The 17,030-nt window shown below is 62.0% G+C and carries 16 protein-coding genes; 4 read left to right on the forward strand and 12 right to left on the reverse strand.

Annotated elements, in window-relative coordinates; all coding sequences use genetic code 11:
* Positions 1–40: 40 nt before the first annotated feature.
* The 3 genes from ACFUOZ_RS15515 to fdxA form a co-directional block, all read right to left on the reverse strand.
* Entirely contained in the window at positions 41–1,324 is a 1,284-nt protein-coding gene (locus ACFUOZ_RS15515; RefSeq protein WP_018776553.1) for a citrate synthase, read from the reverse strand.
* Positions 1,325–1,555: 231 nt separating this feature from the next.
* Positions 1,556–2,704 (reverse strand): succinyldiaminopimelate transaminase, encoded by a 1,149-nt coding sequence (gene dapC, locus ACFUOZ_RS15520; RefSeq protein WP_377549688.1) that lies wholly within the window; start codon positions 2,702–2,704, stop codon positions 1,556–1,558.
* A gap of 14 nt (positions 2,705–2,718) precedes the next feature.
* Complete coding sequence (gene fdxA / locus ACFUOZ_RS15525; RefSeq protein WP_211711286.1) at positions 2,719–3,045, reverse strand: ferredoxin; 327 nt, start codon at positions 3,043–3,045, stop codon at positions 2,719–2,721.
* Between the two features lie 134 nt (positions 3,046–3,179).
* Here fdxA and ACFUOZ_RS15530 point away from each other — a divergent pair, with 134 nt between their 5' ends.
* On the forward strand, positions 3,180–3,416 hold the full coding sequence (locus ACFUOZ_RS15530) for a hypothetical protein (protein WP_377549690.1): 237 nt from the start codon (positions 3,180–3,182) through the stop codon (positions 3,414–3,416).
* Here ACFUOZ_RS15530 and ACFUOZ_RS15535 read toward each other — a convergent pair.
* Positions 3,364–3,780 carry a hypothetical protein gene (locus tag ACFUOZ_RS15535; protein ID WP_377549692.1) on the reverse strand — a complete coding sequence of 139 codons (417 nt, stop codon included), beginning with the start codon at positions 3,778–3,780 and terminating at the stop codon, positions 3,364–3,366. The two genes, ACFUOZ_RS15530 and ACFUOZ_RS15535, sit on opposite strands and share 53 nt — an antisense overlap.
* A 35-nt stretch (positions 3,781–3,815) precedes the next feature.
* The gene (gene typA / locus ACFUOZ_RS15540) at positions 3,816–5,732 is read right to left on the reverse strand and encodes a translational GTPase TypA (RefSeq protein ID WP_377549694.1); all 1,917 of its coding nucleotides are present in this window, start codon (positions 5,730–5,732) and stop codon (positions 3,816–3,818) included.
* A gap of 283 nt (positions 5,733–6,015) precedes the next feature.
* Between typA and ACFUOZ_RS15545 the strand changes: the two genes are divergently transcribed.
* A complete protein-coding gene (locus ACFUOZ_RS15545; RefSeq protein WP_377549696.1) occupies positions 6,016–6,852 on the forward strand; it encodes an SGNH/GDSL hydrolase family protein in 837 nt (278 codons plus the stop codon).
* 82 nt (positions 6,853–6,934) lie between these two features.
* On the opposite strand, the gene ACFUOZ_RS15550 is transcribed toward ACFUOZ_RS15545, so the two are convergent.
* The 5 genes from ACFUOZ_RS15550 to ACFUOZ_RS15570 all read right to left on the reverse strand — a co-directional run bounded on the left by ACFUOZ_RS15550 (position 6,935) and on the right by ACFUOZ_RS15570 (position 13,043).
* Entirely contained in the window at positions 6,935–8,644 is a 1,710-nt protein-coding gene (locus ACFUOZ_RS15550; protein ID WP_377549698.1) for a dipeptide ABC transporter ATP-binding protein, read from the reverse strand.
* Between the two features lie 10 nt (positions 8,645–8,654).
* Entirely contained in the window at positions 8,655–9,599 is a 945-nt protein-coding gene (locus ACFUOZ_RS15555) for an ABC transporter permease (RefSeq protein WP_377549700.1), read from the reverse strand.
* Positions 9,589–10,518, reverse strand: coding sequence for an ABC transporter permease (locus ACFUOZ_RS15560; protein WP_079580645.1), 930 nt, complete (start codon positions 10,516–10,518; stop codon positions 9,589–9,591). Before ACFUOZ_RS15560 ends, ACFUOZ_RS15555 begins: the two co-directional genes overlap by 11 nt.
* 124 nt (positions 10,519–10,642) lie before the next feature.
* The gene (locus tag ACFUOZ_RS15565; RefSeq protein ID WP_377549703.1) at positions 10,643–12,325 is read right to left on the reverse strand and encodes an ABC transporter substrate-binding protein; all 1,683 of its coding nucleotides are present in this window, start codon (positions 12,323–12,325) and stop codon (positions 10,643–10,645) included.
* 394 nt (positions 12,326–12,719) lie between these two features.
* A complete protein-coding gene (locus ACFUOZ_RS15570; protein ID WP_377549705.1) occupies positions 12,720–13,043 on the reverse strand; it encodes a hypothetical protein in 324 nt (107 codons plus the stop codon).
* Positions 13,044–13,151: 108 nt separating this feature from the next.
* Between ACFUOZ_RS15570 and ACFUOZ_RS15575 the strand changes: the two genes are divergently transcribed.
* On the forward strand, positions 13,152–13,280 hold the full coding sequence (locus ACFUOZ_RS15575; protein ID WP_377549707.1) for a hypothetical protein: 129 nt from the start codon (positions 13,152–13,154) through the stop codon (positions 13,278–13,280).
* A gap of 114 nt (positions 13,281–13,394) precedes the next feature.
* Here the strand turns inward: ACFUOZ_RS15575 and ychF are convergent, their stop codons facing one another.
* A complete protein-coding gene (gene ychF / locus ACFUOZ_RS15580; RefSeq protein ID WP_377549709.1) occupies positions 13,395–14,480 on the reverse strand; it encodes a redox-regulated ATPase YchF in 1,086 nt (361 codons plus the stop codon).
* 111 nt (positions 14,481–14,591) lie between these two features.
* Between ychF and ACFUOZ_RS15585 the strand changes: the two genes are divergently transcribed.
* Entirely contained in the window at positions 14,592–15,824 is a 1,233-nt protein-coding gene (locus ACFUOZ_RS15585) for a DNA recombination protein RmuC (protein ID WP_377549711.1), read from the forward strand.
* 97 nt (positions 15,825–15,921) lie between these two features.
* Here ACFUOZ_RS15585 and ACFUOZ_RS15590 read toward each other — a convergent pair whose 3' ends face one another.
* On the reverse strand, positions 15,922–17,007 hold the full coding sequence (locus ACFUOZ_RS15590) for a 4-hydroxy-3-methylbut-2-enyl diphosphate reductase (protein WP_262275525.1): 1,086 nt from the start codon (positions 17,005–17,007) through the stop codon (positions 15,922–15,924).
* Positions 17,008–17,030 lie beyond the last annotated feature (23 nt).

A 17,030-nucleotide genomic window follows, 5' to 3' on the forward strand; every position in this document is an offset into this window, starting at 1 on the left:
GCCTCGCGCGAGGTGGGCGGCCGCCGTCGTTATTGCCGGACTAGTTGGCCGGGTAGTTGCGCTCCGGCTCCCCCGTGTAGAGCTGCCGCGGGCGGCCGATCTTGGTCTGGGGGTCGTTGATCATTTCGCGCCACTGGGCAATCCAGCCCGGGAGGCGGCCGATGGCGAAGAGAACGGTGAACATCTTCTCCGGGAAGCCCATCGCCTTGTAGATGAGGCCGGTGTAGAAGTCGACGTTCGGGTACAGCTTGCGCTGGATGAAGTAGTCGTCCGCAAGTGCCTTCTCTTCGAGACGCATGGCGATGTCCAGCAGTTCGTCGTTGCCGCCGAGCTTGCCCAGGACCTCGTGGGCCGTTGCCTTGATGATCTTGGCACGGGGGTCGTAGTTCTTGTAGACGCGGTGCCCGAAGCCCATGAGGCGGACGCCGTCTTCCTTGTTCTTGACCTTCTCCATGTAGTCCTCGGGCTTGATGCCGTCGGCCTGGATCTGGCGGAGCATCTTGAGGACGGCCTCGTTGGCGCCACCGTGGGCGGGTCCGAAGAGGGCGTTGATGCCGGCCGAAACCGAAGCGAAGAGGTTCGCGTTGGACGAGCCCACCAGGCGAACGGTGGACGTGGAACAGTTCTGCTCGTGGTCTGCGTGCAGGATGAGCAGCAGGTCCAGAGCCTTGACCACCACGGGATCCATCTCGTACTGCTCAGCCGGAAGACCAAAGCTCAGGCGCAGGAAGTTCTCCACCAGGTTCATGGAGTTGTCCGGGTACAGCATGGGCTGCCCGATGGACTTCTTGTGTGCGTAGGCCGCGATGACGGGCAGCTTGGCCATGAGGCGGATAGTGGAAACTTCCACGTGCTCGGCATTGAACGGATCCAGCGAGTCCTGGTAGAAGGTGGACAACGCCGAGACGGCCGAAGAAAGAACCGGCATCGGGTGGGCATCGCGCGGGAAGCCGCCGAAGAAGCCCTTGAGTTCCTCGTGCAGGAGCGTGTGGCGGCGGATGCGCTGATCGAACTCTTCCAGCTCCGTGGGGGTGGGAAGGTTGCCGTAGATCAGCAGGTAGGAAACTTCGAGGAAGCTCGAGTGCTGCGCGAGCTGCTCGATGGGGTAACCGCGGTAGCGCAGGATGCCTGCGTCGCCGTCGATGTAGGTAATGGCCGAGGTGGTGGCCGCTGTGTTCATGAAGCCGGGGTCATAGGCAACGGCGCCCGTCTGCTTCAGCAGCTTGGAAACGTCGTAACCTTCGTTTCCTTCTACAACCTTAATGCGCGGCAGTTCGAGTTCGCCGCCGGCATGGCGCAGTGTCGCGCTGGTGGTCTCAGTCATGGAGTCCCCTTCATGAGGCCTTTGGGCCTCTATCGAACGCTTGTCCAACCACCTTCTGGTGCCGCCGTTGCAAGGCCTGCTGTTGCAGAGCTCCAACGGCCGGAGTGCATTCTTAGAGAAGGCCACCATTGATAGTCAGTTAAAAGCTACCGCCAGTAACCCTGCGGAACTAATCCGTAGCCTCCGGTTACTGGCGGAATGACGCCATAAGTGGCGCAAGTCACAGCATTGTTATGCGTTGGCGACAAGCCTCTCTACGGCGGCATCGATTCGCTCGTCTGTGCCGGTCAGTGCGACGCGGATAAACCCATTGCCGGCGTCTCCGTAGAAAACACCGGGGCCTACGACGATGCCCAGGTCAGCGAACCTGGCAACGGTGTCCCAGGTGGCTTCGCCGGCCGTGGACCACAGGTAAAGCCCGGCCTTCGACTCATGGATCTGCAGTCCGAACTGCTCGAGCGCCGGAACAAGACGCTCACGTCGCCCCCTGTACAGCTCCTTCTGGGCCAGGACGTGGCCGGCGTCGCCCAAAGCGACGCGCATGGCCTCCTGGATCGGGAACGGTACGATCATGCCGGCATGCTTGCGGCTGTTGACCATGTTGGCGATGATCGCCGAATCACCGGCGACGAAGGCCGCACGGTAGCCGGCAAGGTTGGATTGCTTGCTCAGGGAGTAGACACTGAGCAGGCCATCGGTGGAACCACCGGTAACCCTGGGATCCAGGATGCTGGGGACAGCTTCTCCGCCGCGCTGGACATCCCATTCGCCCCAGCCAAGTTCCGCGTAGCATTCGTCCGAAGCCACTACTGCACCCACCTCGCGGGCCTGGCCCACGATCCGGCGCAGAGACTCGACGTCGCGAACACTTCCCGTGGGATTGCCCGGTGAGTTGATCCAGACCAGGCGGACCTTCGCACGGGTAGCCGGCTCGAGCTCGTCCAGGTCGTCGGCGGCTACCGCAGTAGCCCCCGCCAAGGAGGCCCCGATGTCATACGTCGGGTAGGCAACAGTGGGGCGGACAACCACATCGCCCGCGCTCAGCCCGAGCAGGAAGGGCAGCCAAGCCACCAGTTCCTTGGAGCCGACCGTTGGGAGCACATCCTTGGGATCAAGGCCCGGCACCCCGCGCCTGCTGGCAAACCAGTCGACGACGGCTTGGCGCAACGGCTCAGTGCCGTGAACCGTTGGGTAGCCGTGGGCATCCGATGCCGCCGCCAGTGCGTCACGGATAAGTCCTGGCGTGGGGTCCACAGGGGTTCCGATGGAGAGGTTCACTGCCCCACCCGGGTGCTGGGACGCCGTCGCAACGTACGGCGCCATGGCCTCCCATGGGTAGTCGGGCAGGTTAAGGCCAAAGGCGGGGGCCGCGGAGATCAAAGATGCAACCGCCCTTAGTGGTCTTGGTTCTGCGGCGGCAGAGCGGCAATGAACGGGTGATCCTTGCCCGTGTTGCCTACCTTGGCGGCGCCACCGGGGGAACCGAGGTCGTCGAAGAATTCAACGTTGGCCTTGTAGTAGTCGGCCCACTCTTCCGGGGTGTCATCTTCGTAGTAGATGGCCTCCACGGGGCACACAGGTTCGCACGCACCACAGTCGACGCACTCGTCGGGGTGGATGTAGAGGGAACGCTCACCTTCGTAAATGCAGTCGACAGGGCATTCTTCAATACATGCCTTGTCCTTGACATCCACACACGGCTGCGCGATTACGTACGTCACGTCCCAGACCTCTCCACGGTTTGTCCCGGCCATGGCCGGGTAATACGGCCGGCATCATGCCGGGCACTCAACTTCCGAGCCTATTATCCAACAGTGCGATCACGCCAACCTAGCCCGCGTCTTAGTATGAAACGGTGAATCCGCCACATTTGCCTCCACGGGAGTTCCTGCTCAACGCAACGCCGGGCATACGGGTGGTGGTGCGGTACAGGATCGACGACGGGCTCACTGACGCGCTGGGCTACCTGCTGGCCAGCAATGACACCGCATGCACCGTACGGACCCGGACCACCGACGTCGAAATTCCCCTGGCGCTGGTCATCGCGGCGAAGGAGGTACCGCCGCCACCGCCGAGGCGGCAGGCCCGGTAGCCCGGAGACGGCTTGCAACGACCAGCATGACCAGCGTCACAGCACCAATGCCGTAAATCCACACAGTCCCCGGCGTATCGCCGAGCACCAGTTGCTTCCCGGGTCCCGCAGACGACAAGACGCCGACGGCGGCATAGGCCACCACGCCTGCCACCGCCGTCGGGAGGATGGAGCGGAACCACGCCGCCAGCCACAGTTGGACTGAGGCGAGCAGCAGCAGCGCGGCAGCAACTCCCCAGAAAATTTCGACACCGGACCAGACGCCCGACTGCCGGTGCAGTGCCGTACCTGCCGCAGCAACGAAAAGAGCCGCCGGTACGGCCGCAGCAATGCTACGGACGGTACCGGCGACTCCCCTCTTCATACGGCTGTTGCTGACTGGTTCAGAACCAGTAGCGATTAGGCCTTGGCGCGGGCGCGGTTGGCCTTGGCGCGCTCGTTGGAGTCGAGGATGACCTTGCGGATACGGATGTCTTCCGGGGTCACCTCGACGCACTCGTCTTCGCGGGCGAATTCGAGGGACTCTTCGAGGGTCAGCTCGCGCGGCGGCGTCAGGTTCTCGAAGGAGTCGGAGGAAGCAGCACGCATGTTGGTGAGCTTCTTTTCCTTGGTGATGTTGACGTCCATGTCGTCGGCGCGGGAGTTCTCGCCAACGATCATGCCTTCGTAAACCTCGGACGTGGGCTTCACGAAGAAGGAACCGCGCTCCTGGAGGTTGATCATGGCGAACGGGGTCACAACACCGGCGCGGTCGGCAACCATCGAACCGTTGGTGCGGTATTCGATGGGGCCGGCCCACGGCTCGTAGCCTTCGGAGATGGAAGCTGCGATACCGGCACCGCGGGTGTCCGTGAGGAACCGGGTACGGAAACCGATCAGGCCACGGGCAGGAACGATGAATTCCATGCGGCACCAGCCGGTGCCGTGGTTGGCCATGTTGGTCATGCGGCCCTTGCGGGCGGCCATGAGCTGGGTGACGGCGCCGAGGTACTCTTCCGGCACGTCGATGGTCATGTGTTCCATCGGCTCATGCAGCTTGCCGTCGATGGTCTTGGTAACAACCTGCGGCTTGCCGACGGTCAGTTCGAAGCCTTCACGACGCATCTGCTCAACCAGGATGGCCAGGGCGAGCTCGCCACGACCCTGGACTTCCCAGGCGTCAGGACGCTCGGTGGGGAGCACCTTGATGGAGACGTTACCGATCAGTTCCTTGTCCAGGCGGTCCTTCACCTGGCGCGCGGTAACCTTGGCGCCCTTGACCTTGCCGGCCAGCGGGGAGGTGTTGATACCGATGGTCATGGAGATCGCGGGATCGTCAACCGTGATAAGGGGCAGCGGCTGCGGGTTCTCTGCATCCGTGAGGGTTTCACCAATGGTGATGTCCTCAATACCGGCAACTGCGACGATTTCACCGGGACCGGCTTCGTCTGCAGGAACGCGGGTCAGCGCCTTGGTGGCCAGGAGTTCGGTGATCTTGACGTTCTTGAGTTCACCGTTTGCGCGCGCCCAGGCAACGGTCTGACCCTTGCGGAGGGTGCCGTTGTAGATACGGAGCAGGGCGAGGCGGCCAAGGAACGGCGACGCGTCAAGGTTGGTCACGTGTGCCTGCAGCACGCCGTCCGGGTTGTACGTGGGAGCCGGAATGTGCTCGATGATGGTCTTGAAGAGGGGCTCGAGGTCCTCGTTCTCCGGGGCCGAGCCGTTGGCCGGCTGCTCCAGGGACGCGCGGCCAACCTTGGCGGCGGCGTATACGACGGGAACCTCGAGGACCTTGTCCAGGTCCAGGTCCGGAACTTCGTCCGCGAGGTCCGAGGCGAGGCCAAGGAGCAGGTCCATGGACTCGTGGACAACCTCGTCGATGCGGGCGTCAGGACGGTCGGTCTTGTTGACCAGGAGGATGACGGGCAGGTGCGCAGCAAGGGCCTTGCGGAGCACGAAGCGGGTCTGCGGGAGGGGACCCTCGGAAGAGTCGACCAGCAGGACAACGCCGTCAACCATGGACAGACCGCGCTCCACCTCGCCACCGAAGTCGGCGTGGCCGGGGGTGTCGATGACGTTGATGGTGATGGTCTCGCCGTTGGACGACGGGCCGTTGTAGGCAACCGCGGTGTTCTTGGCGAGAATGGTGATGCCCTTTTCGCGCTCCAGGTCACCGGAGTCCATGACGCGGTCCTCAACCTCACCGTGGGAAGCGAAGGAGTTGGTCTGCTTGAGCATGGCGTCGACCAGGGTGGTCTTACCGTGGTCAACGTGTGCGACGATCGCGACGTTGCGCAGATCGCTCCGCGACGCAGTGTTGGTGATGGTTTCAGACATGCGTTAATGACTCGATTCAGTGGTGAAGTCAGCTGTTTGTATCCGCGCGCATACCTGATCGACTTGATCGGAACACACAGCGAAAAGACCCCGCGACACAGGGCACCTTCATCCAGTCTAAACGCAGATGCATTTATGAGCCTAAAAAGCAAGCCATTATTCTCTGGAATGTGGCGCTGGTCACAGGAGGTCACGTGTTCGTAAACACAAGTCAAGATGCTGGATTTTCGAACGTCGGTGCTTGATGATTGCAGCAGAACCAGTGCCCCACGGAGAGCAATCCATGCGTCAATCTTCGGCCGCGTTCCGCATGATCGCACCATTGATCGCCGTCGGCGTCCTGGTGGTTGGTTGCGGACCAGTGCCAAATAGTGCCCCCGCTCCATCCGTTGCGCCCGCGCCTGCCCGGACCGCTGCTGCCGACAAGCCGCTCAGGGTAGCGCCCGAACCCAGTGCCTTGAACCTGCCGGCCGGCTCCCTTTATAAGAATCCAGCTAACAACCGCAACGAACTGGTGCTGGCCGATGTCCGCCACACGGCGGTACTGATCGGCGATTCACAGGCCATGCCTGCAGGTTCCTGGCCCCAGCAGGGCATCGCAGCCCTGGGGTACAAGCTGCACGTGGTGGGAATGGGCGGCACCGGATATGTGGCGACGAATGGCAAGACGGGCAACTACATCGACGCCTTGCAACGCGGCGATTGGGTACTCCCCTACGGCGAGCCACCTTTGATTGTGGTGGAAGGCGGCGGAAACGACGCCACCCAGCGGGCCACGGACGCACAGATCACCGGCAACGCAGAGCGGCTCCTGGCTGCCCTGAAAACCCGCTACCCCGGTTCGCGGCTGGCCATGATCGGCACGTTGGCCCGCGGGGTCAGCAACGGCGGCGGACGCCGGACTGAAGTGGACGCACTCCTCGGACGGATCGCGGCCAAACATGGCATTCCGTTCGTCAGTGCCGGCGACTGGTTGACCCGCTACGACGCCATCGGAGACCTCCAGGACGGCGTCCATCTCAGGCCTACCGGGCACGCAAAGCTCGGCGTAGCACTGGCCCGCGAGCTAACGGCCTTGGGGCTCACGGCGCGCCCCGACAGTTCTTCGGCGGCCAAATAGGCTGACCTCGGTTAATTAGGTAAGAGCCGGTGGTTCCCTCTTGAGGGAACCACCGGCTCTTGCTTTGAAATTACGACGCCGGTCAGGCTACCGCAGGCGGCAGGAGCAACGAACCACCGGGAATCGCGTCCAGGAGGGCCTGGGTGTAGGCCTCCCGGGGATTCTCGAAGACGTCGTCAGTGCTGCCAGTTTCCACAAGCTTGCCCTTTTCCATGACGCACACGTGGTCTGCGATCTGGCGGACCACAGCGAGGTCGTGGGTGATGAACAGGTAGGTCAATCCGAGGTTGTCCTGAAGGTCGGCCAGCAGGTTCAGTACCTGCGCCTGGACCAGGACATCCAATGCGGATACGGCCTCGTCGCAGATGATGACCTCCGGGTCCAAGGCCAAGGCGCGTGCGATTGCAATACGCTGACGCTGACCACCGGAGAGCTCGTTCGGGTATCGCTGCATCATGGACTGCGGCAAAGCCACCTGGTCCAGCAGCTCGCGTACCTTCTTTTCGCGACTGGCGGCGTTCCCGATCTTGTGGACGCGCAACGGCTCTTCAATGGTCCTGAAGATGTTGTACATCGGGTCCAGGGAACCGTAGGGGTCCTGGAAGATGGGCTGCACGCGGCGGCGGAACTTGAAGAGTTCCTTGCCCTTAAGCCCTGCAGTGTCCACACCGTCGAAGACGATCTGGCCCTCTGTAGGCTTTTCAAGCTGGAGCACCATCTTGGCAACAGTGGACTTGCCTGAACCGGACTCCCCCACAATTGCCGTTGTTGTTCCGCGCTTTACGGCAAAGCTGACGTCGTCCACCGCTGCGAAGTCGGTCGCCTGCCCCAGACCCTGGCGCAACTTGTAGACCTTACGCAGGTTCTTGATCTGGAGGACGTCATCCGTTGCCCGTTCCTGGGCGACGGCCACAGGAGCCAACAGGTCTCCCGCTTCCACTCCCTGTTCCTTGGCAACCTGGATCCGGCGCGAGGCCAGTGACGGCGCAGACTCGACAAGGCGTCGGGTGTAGGGGTGCTGCGGGTTACGGAGCAACTCCAGGGAAGGCCCTGCCTCCACCACATTGCCCTGGTACATCACGATGACCTTGTCCGCACGCTCTGCAGCGAGTCCGAGGTCGTGGGTGATGAGCAGCACCGAAGTACCAAGCTCGGTGGTCATCTTGTCCAAGTGATCCAGGATCCTGCGCTGAACCGTGACATCCAAAGCCGACGTTGGTTCGTCGGCGATCAGGAGCTTGGGCTGGCAGCTCAGACCGATGGCAATCAGTGCACGCTGACGCATACCGCCGGAGAACTCGTGGGGGTACTGCTTTGCACGGCGTGCAGCATCAGGAAGGCCGGCCTCCGCAAGGACCCGGGCAACGTCTTCCGGTCCATCCGGACGGCCATTGGCCTTCAGGGTTTCGCGGACCTGGTAACCGATTTTCCAGACCGGGTTCAGGTTGGACATCGGATCCTGAGGAACCATGCCGATGTGACTGCCGCGGAGCTCAATCATGCGTTTCTCCGGCGCGTGGGCGATGTCCTCGCCGTCGAGCAGGATCTGCCCACCCGAGACGCGGCCGTTGTTGGGCAACAAACCGATGGCGGCCAGCGCCGTCGTCGATTTTCCTGAACCCGACTCACCAACAATAGCGACCGTCTCGCCCGGCATGATGGTCAGATGGGCGTTCTTAACCGCCTTGACCTCACCGCCGCTGGTCTTGAAGGTAATGGCCAGGTCCTTGATCTCGAGGATTGGCCGCACGGGTGCCGTGGCTTCATCAATTCTGATGTTGGCAGAAGTCATGTTCGCCTCCTTAGCGCTGACGGCTCTTGGGATCAAGAGCATCGCGGACGGCGTCGCCAAGCATGATGAAGCTCAGGACGGTGATGGACAGGGCGGCTGCCGGATAAAGCAGGATTCCGGGGTTGGTGCGAATGGACGCATTGGCCGCGGAAATGTCGTTACCCCATGACATCACGCTGCCTGGCAGCCCGACGCCGAGGAATGACAGCGTGGCTTCCAGCACGATGAACACGCCCAGTTCCAGCGTTGCCAGCACGATCACGGGCGCAAGCGCGTTTGGCAGCGCATGCTTCACTAGGGCACCGAACTTGGACACGCCCAAGGATCGGGCGGCCGTAACGAAGTCTGCGTTCCGCACTTCAATGACCGCACCGCGGGTGATGCGCGCCATTTGTGGCCACGCAAGCAGGGATATGGTCATGACCACCGTCCAGACGCTCCTGTTCTCACGGAACAAGGGAAGCTGCGTGATGACCAGGGCACCAAGGATGATCGGCAGGGCGAAGAAGATGTCGCCGAGACGGGCGAGGACGGCGTCGAGCCATCCACCGTAGTAACCGGCCAGCGCGCCGAGCGTGACACCGATGATGACGACGGCGAGGACAGACAGAACGCCAACGGACAAAGACGCCTGTGTGCCGTGGATGACTCGTGAGTAAACATCGCAGCCCTGCAGAGTGAAACCAAGCGGGTGGCCGGCGGTGGGCGCGCCCTCGGAGTTGGCCAACTGGCAGTCGCTGTTCGGCTCGACACTCGTGAAGAGCCCCGGGAACAGTGCCACCGTCACCAGGAGGAGGATCAGGAGCGAGGAGACGATGAACAGGGGGCGGCGGCGCAGCTTGCGCCACGCATCGGCCCAAAGGCTCAGTGGAGCCTGATCTGTCTTGACGGCATCTGTTGCCAGGAGCGGTGTCTCCTCAACGGGAGCCACAAAGTGTTCAGTGTTACTGGTCATAGCGGATCCTCGGGTCAAGCCAGGCGTACAGGAGGTCAACCAGGAGGTTGGTGATAACGAAGACCAGGACCAGGACGCTGACGATGGCTACGATGGTTGGTCCCTCGCTGCGCTGGATGGCCTGGAAGAGCTTGTTTCCCACTCCGGGCACGTTGAAGATGCCCTCCGTGACAATGGCTCCACCCATGAGTCCACCAAGGTTGGCACCCAGGTAGGTCACTACCGGAATCAACGAGTTCCTGAGGATGTGGGCGATCACCACGCGGGGACGGGACAGCCCCTTGGCCGTGGCCGTCCGGACGTAGTCCGCGTTCATGTTTTCACTCACGGACGCGCGTGTCAGGCGAAGGACATAGGCGAAGGAGACCAGGCCCAGAACAACTGCGGGAAGAATCAGGTTGCCCCAGTCCGCATTGGCGCCCACGGTGGGTTTGGCCCATCCGAGCTGGACACCGAAGATGAGCTGGAAAACGAAGCCGAGAACGAACGTGGGAACGGCGATCACCAGAAGTGAAACGACCAGGACCGTGGAGTCGAACAGCTTGCCCTTCTTCAGCCCGGCAAAGACACCGAAAGCGATGCCAAAGACGGCCTGGATAATGAGGGCCTCGATCGCGAGCATGGCGGTAACGGGGAAAGCCCGGGCCAGCGCAGCTGCGATGGGCTGCTGGGTAAAGTCGACACCCAGGTTGAACGTGAACAAGTTCTTGAGGAAGAGCCCGTACTGAACCCAGAACGGCTGATCCAGGTTGTACTGGGCGCGCAAGGCGTCGATGACGCTTTGCGGGGGTTGGCGCTCACCGAAGAGCGCGGCAATAGGGTCACCGGGAAGTGCGAAGACCATGTAGTACACGAGGAGCGTGGTCCCCAGGAAAACCGGGATGACCTGGAGGAGCCTGCGGAATATGAAGCGAACCACCGGTCACCCCTCTCCATTGGTTGGGCTTGGGAATTTCATGTGTGCCTTCCTGCCAAGCAAGCAAGGGGGGCCCGGCGCGTTGGCCGGACCCCCTTTGCCTTACGGCAAGTTCAGATCCTGAGGACTACTTGGCCTCGATGTCGAAGTAACGGATGCCGCCGTTCCAGCCGGTTTCGGCCGAGACAACGTTGTTGCTCCAAACGATCGGGGTTGCGCGGTACCACAGCGGCAGGCCGGGGAGGTCCTTGAAGAGGATCTCCTGTGCCTGGTTGAACTTCTTGTTGGCGTCCTCGGGCGTCTTGGCTGCAAGGCCTTCCTTGAGGAGCTTGTCGAACTCAGGGTTCGAGTACTTCTCGTAGTTGGACGATGCGTTGGTGGCCCACACCGGTCCCAGGAAGTTGTACAGGGACGGGTAGTCACCCTGCCAGCCGGCGCGGGTCAGACCCGGGAGGGACTGCGACTTGCGCAGGTCCAGAACTTCAGCGAACTTCGCGAACGGCTGGATTTCAGCCTGGATGCCGAGGTTGTTCTTGAAACCGTTGGCTACGGCGTCGATCCATTCCTTGTTGCCACCATCAGTGTTGGAGGCGATGAGGAGCGGCTTGGAGCCGTCATAAGGCTTGATCTTCTCGGCCTGTGCCCACAGGTCCTTGGCCTTCTGGACGTCAAACTTCAGGACGTCGCTTCCAGGGATGGAATCGTTGTAGCCGTCGAGGACCGGTGCGGTGAACTCGGTGGCCGGGGTACGTGTGCCGTTGAAGATGACCTTGGTGATCTCATCACGGTTGATGGCGTGGGAAAGAGCCTGGCGACGCAGGTTTCCAGCTTCACCCTGGAAGTTCGGGTTGTAGCCCGGGATGTTGAGGGTGGCGTTGTTCGCGTTCGGCCGGGTGGAGTTACGATCCGGGAAGTCCGTGGTGTACGTCTTCAGTGCGTTTGACGGTACGACGTCAGTAACGTCGAGGTTGTCTGCCTGGAGGTCCGTGTATGCGGGGCCGGGATCGGTGTAGAACTTGAAGGTCACGCCACCGTTCTTGGCAGCGCGCGGGCCGCTGTAATCAGCGTTCTTGACCAGGGAGATGGACTGGTCGTGTACCCAGGCACCTTCCTTTTCAAACTTGTACGGGCCGTTGCCGATGGGGTTCTCGCCGAACTTCTTCGGGTCCTTCAGGGCCTCGGAGGGAAGCGGGTAGAAGGCGGAGTAGCCAAGACGCAGGGACCAGTCGGCCTCGGGCTGAGAGAGCTTGACCGTAATGGTCTGGTCATCCTTGGCGACGAGACCGGACATGGTCTGTGCCGTCGGTGCCGGCGTGGAGGTCTTCTTGCCGTCAGCGCCCGTGGTCTCGTTGACCGCGCTGACATCGGCGTAGCCCTCGATGGACTCGAAGAAGAAGCCGTTGTTCTGGAGGTTGGTGCTCAGTGCGGCGAAGTTCCAGGAGTCAACGAACGTCTTGGCCGTAATGGCCTCGCCGTTGGTGAACTTGGCGCCGGACTTGACCTTGATGGTCCAGTTCTGCGAGTCGGTGGTGTCGATCGACTCTGCCAGTGCGTTGACAGGCTTGCCGTCGGAGTCATAGGCACGAAGGCCCTCAAACAGCAACTCGACGACGCGGCCACCGTACACCTCGTTGGTGTTGGCCGGAAGCAGAGGATTCTGCGGTTCGTTGCTGTACGCGGAGATGACCTTGTTCGGGTCAGCTGCGGCCGAGCTGTTCGTGTTGCTGCCGCCGCCGCCGCCGCAACCGGTCACTGCGAGGGCGATGATCGCCGCTACGCCTAGAGCTTTGGAAGTGCGCGAGAAACGCATTCCGCCTCCTATTAGTCAGGGAGTTGAGCAGGGGAAGTTTCGTGGTTTCCCCCAAGCACGGCACAGTTTCCTACTGTGACGTTGCCTACATGTGAGTGTAAGCCTACCCATATTGCGTCCGAATGTTGGAACATGCTGGCCAAACTGTAACCGTTCCGCAACCTCTACATGCCTAAAACGCCGGGAATTTCAAGTCATACGTTACTCGGTGGTAGCATACGCTGTCTGACAGCAGGACAGGAAGGATTTTGGACAAGCTTGAACCCGGTTTCGTATTGAAGAGGTTCGGCTTGACCGGAGCCTGCCACCCCGGCAATTCGCTGGCTTCCGCGGCAAACGCCGCGACAGCCAGCAGTCCGACCCAGAACCGGCATGACGGAAGCCGAGTTCTCGCTCATCCGATCAGATACACCATTCCGCGCCCGCTCGTCACAAGGTTCGAGACAAAGCTCTTCGCCTGCTGCAGGTAATGAGCTGCATAGCTCACCTCAGATTCTTGGTCGGCGCGCGGTACAGCGGGTAGCCGCTGCCTCAGATCGTTCTCAGAGATGCGATTCAGGTCCTGGGACACCGCCGCCATTTCCCCCGGCGTGAGAACGCGCAACCATGAGTCCCATCCGTCGGCTAGTGGATCCGACGATAGAAAACGTCTCGGATCGGCAAGCGCTAGATCGGTGACATCGCCGTCGAAGGCATACGCGTAGTATCTGATTCCCATATGCCGAGTGTGCTCAGCCGGATGGTGGAAAGGGACAGGCCAAAAGGCGTATGTGAATAACTTTCACCTGGGCGGCCTCTCGCGAACCGACCCCACTATGCTTGGCCCATGTCCACAGACGAAGAAAAAGATCCTCCGGTACCTGCCGACGTCGAGGGAAAGATCCCGAAAAAGGTCCACGACGTCCCGGAACCCGACGCCAAAACAACCGCCGGGGACAAGCCCAAGGACTCCTAGGAAACACGTCGGTCGGCCTCCCGACCAACAGCAAAGGCCGCAGGCCATGAAGTGGTGAACTCCATGGCCTGCGGCCCTGTTGAGGCGTCGGCGCCCAAATGGCCCCGGTCCTGACTAGACGTTGAAGCGGAACTCCACCACGTCGCCGTCGGCCATTACATACTCTTTGCCTTCGATGCGGACCTTGCCGCGGGACTTCGCCTCGGCCATGGAACCGGCCTCGATGAGGTCATCGAATGAGACAACTTCGGCCTTGATGAAGCCGCGCTGGAAGTCGGAGTGGATCACCCCGGCTGCCTGCGGTGCCGTGTCACCCTGGCGGATGGTCCAGGCGCGGGTTTCCTTTGGGCCAGCCGTGAGGTAGGTCTGCAGACCGAGGGTGTGGAAGCCAACGCGCGCCAACTGGTCCAGGCCGGACTCGGACTGGCCGTTCATTTCCAGCATCTCGCGGGCTTCTTCCTCATCCAGCTCAACGAGGTCGGACTCGAGCTTGGCATCGAGGAAGACGGCGTCCGCAGGGGCCACCAGGGCACGCAGTTCCTCCTGCTTGGCGGGATCGCCGAGGATGCCCTCGTCGGCGTTGAAGACGTAGATGAAGGGCTTGGCCGTCAGGAGACCGAGCTCCTTGAGGTGAGCCATCTCAAGCTTGTCGCTCTTGATGGAAGAGAAGATGGTGTCGCCACGTTCCAGCACAACCTGGGCGGCCTTGATGGCGGCCAGTTCTGCGGCATCGCGCTTCTTGATCTTGACTTCTTTTTCGATGCGCGGGATCGCGTTTTCGATGGTCTGAAGGTCAGCGAGGATCAGCTCGGTGTTGATGGTCTCCATGTCGGAGCGCGGGTCCACCTTGCCATCGACGTGGATGACATCGGGGTCGTCAAACACACGGACCACCTGTGCGATGGCCTCAGCCTCGCGGATGTTGGCAAGGAACTTGTTGCCCAGCCCTTCGCCCTCGGAGGCGCCCTTGACGATGCCCGCAATGTCCACGAAGGACACAGGCGCCGGCAGCAGCTTCTGCGAACCGAAGATCTCGGCCAGCTTCGCCAGGCGCGGGTCCGGCAGGTTCACGACGCCAACGTTCGGTTCGATCGTTGCGAAGGGATAGTTCGCAGCGAGCACCTGATTGCGGGTCAGTGCGTTGAAAAGGGTTGATTTGCCGACGTTGGGCAGTCCGACGATGCCAATAGTAAGAGCCACGAGCATTGATTCTACCCGTTGGAGCCGCGTCTCCGCTTGTCGATGCCTGCCGACGCCCCTCCCAGCGGGCGCCTCGCTAAAACTGTCGTACCCCTGTGACAGGGTTGGCTCATGGATGGATTTGGATTGGTTTTGGCCCTGCTGATGCTGCTGATCGGCGCTGCGGTCGGTCTCGCTGCCGGTTACGTTGTTTTCCGACGCCGGGGCTCAGGTTTGGAAGAGGACTTCGACGCCGTTTCGTCGCGGCTTTCGGAGGTGACTGCCCAGTTGGCAGCGGCCGACGCCGAGCGGCGGCTTTTGTTTACGCAGAACCGTGAGTTGAGCGCGGCCAGGAACTCGGACGGCAGCGTCCTGCGGGCGCTGGCTCCCGTTGCCGAGAAACTGACTGCAGTGCAGCAGCAGGTCTCACTGCTGGAACGCGACCGCGTGGAGCAATACGGCCAGCTTGCCCAACAACTCCAGGATGCCCGTCTTTCCGATGAACAGCTCCTCAGGTCGACCCATGCCCTGGCTTCGGCGCTGCGTTCCAACAGCGCACGTGGCCAGTGGGGCGAGGTCCAACTCCGCAGGGTGGTGGAGGCATCGGGGATGCTGCGCCACGTCGACTTCCACGAACAGGTACATTCCGGCAAAACCGAGAACACCTTGAGGCCTGACCTCGTGGTTCAGCTTCCCGGCGGCAAGCAACTGGTGGTGGACGCCAAGGTCCCGTTGGCCTCCTACCTCGCTGCCCAGGAACAACTGCACGGAGCCGGCTCCCTTGGCGAGTCCGTCCCGGCTGCCAGTGGGCAGGATTCGAAAACGCTCCTGGCCCAGCATGCCAAGGCGCTGAAGGCCCACATCGACGCCCTGGCTGCCAAGAAGTACTGGGATATCCCAGGCAACTCCCCCGAGCTTGTGATCTGCTTCCTGCCGGCCGAGTCCATCCTGGCCTCTGCTCTTGAGGCGGACCCCGCTTTGCTGGAGCACGCCCTCTCCCGGAACGTGGTCCTGGCCTCGCCCGGAACGCTGTTGGCTGTCTTGAAGTCTGTGGCCTTCACCTGGCGGCAGGATGTGCTCACCGACAGTGCACACGAGCTGTTTGAACTTGCCAAGCAGCTCTACGAACGCATGGGCACGCTTGGTGAGAACGTCAGCAAGCTGGGAAGCTCCCTCAAGACGTCCGTGGACCGCTACAACGCCCTGGTGGGGACCTTGGAGGCGCGCGTCCTGCCGACAGCCCGCAAACTCAACACCATGGACGACGCCGGGCTCACCGCCCCGCCGTCAGTCGAAGCAGTCCCCCGGGCCCTGGCAGCGCCGGAACTCCTCGAGGACCGCGAAGACCACGAGTCTGCCGCCTGAACAAAACCGTCCCAGCGAAAGAGTCCCGCAGCGCGCCGCCCAGATGGCAGGCCGCTGCGGGACTCTTTTCAGCTTCCAGTTTGCCCGGTTTCCACAGCTAGGAGGTGGGCCGGTTCCCTCGTCCGCCGAGGGCACGGGACACATCGCCTGCCTTCTTCAAGGTGGCGCGCAGCTCCTTGGGCAGCGAGAAGAGAAGGTCTTCCTCTGCCGTCACAACCTCCTGGACTTCGCCGTATCCATAGTCGGCGAGGAGTCGCAGTACGTCCTGGACCAACACCTCGGGAACGGACGCCCCCGACGTCACACCCACGGTGGCTACGCCCTCGAACCAGGCCTCATCCACCTCGTTGGCGAAGTCCACCCGGTACGAGCTCTTGGCACCGTATTCAAGGGCAACTTCGACCAGGCGGACCGAGTTGGAGGAGTTTGCCGAGCCAACGACGATCACCAGATCGGCCTGGGGAGCAATCTTCTTAATGGCCACTTGGCGGTTGGTGGTGGCGTAGCAGATGTCGTCGCTGGGCGGGTCCTGAAGCGTGGGGAAACGCTCCTTGAGCAGGCGAACCGTCTCCATGGTCTCGTCGACACTGAGCGTTGTCTGCGAAAGCCAGATGGTCTTCTCGGGATCACGGACGGTGACCTTGTCCACCTCGTGGGGTCCGTTGATGATCTGGATGTGCTCAGGGGCTTCGCCTGCGGTTCCCTCGACCTCTTCATGGCCTTCGTGGCCGATCAGCAGGATGTCGTAGTCGTCCTTGGCAAACCGGACAGCTTCACGGTGGACCTTGGTGACCAAGGGGCACGTTGCATCGATGGTGCGCAGGCCACGGTCTTCCGCCGACTGGACGACGGCGGGGGAAACGCCGTGCGCCGAAAAAATCACCAGTGCACCCTCGGGAACTTCGTCGGTTTCCTCGACGAAGATGGCACCCTGTTCCTCCAGGGAGCTGACCACGTGGACGTTGTGGACGATCTGCTTCCGCACGTAAACGGGCGGCCCATAGTGCTCCAGCGCCTTTTCAACAGCAATGACAGCCCTGTCGACACCGGCACAGTAGCCGCGCGGAGCTGCCAGCAGGACCTTCTTGGGACCCGTAACAGGGGCCGCTGCCTGTACCTCTTCCGGAGATCGCCGTCTGCGGGGCACCGTTGGCATAGGAATGGAAACTGCTGTGCTGGTCATGCCTCCATGCTACCGGCCAGGAC

The organism is Paenarthrobacter sp. NPDC057355, assembly GCF_042667405.1.
Classification (GTDB): domain Bacteria; phylum Actinomycetota; class Actinomycetes; order Actinomycetales; family Micrococcaceae; genus Arthrobacter.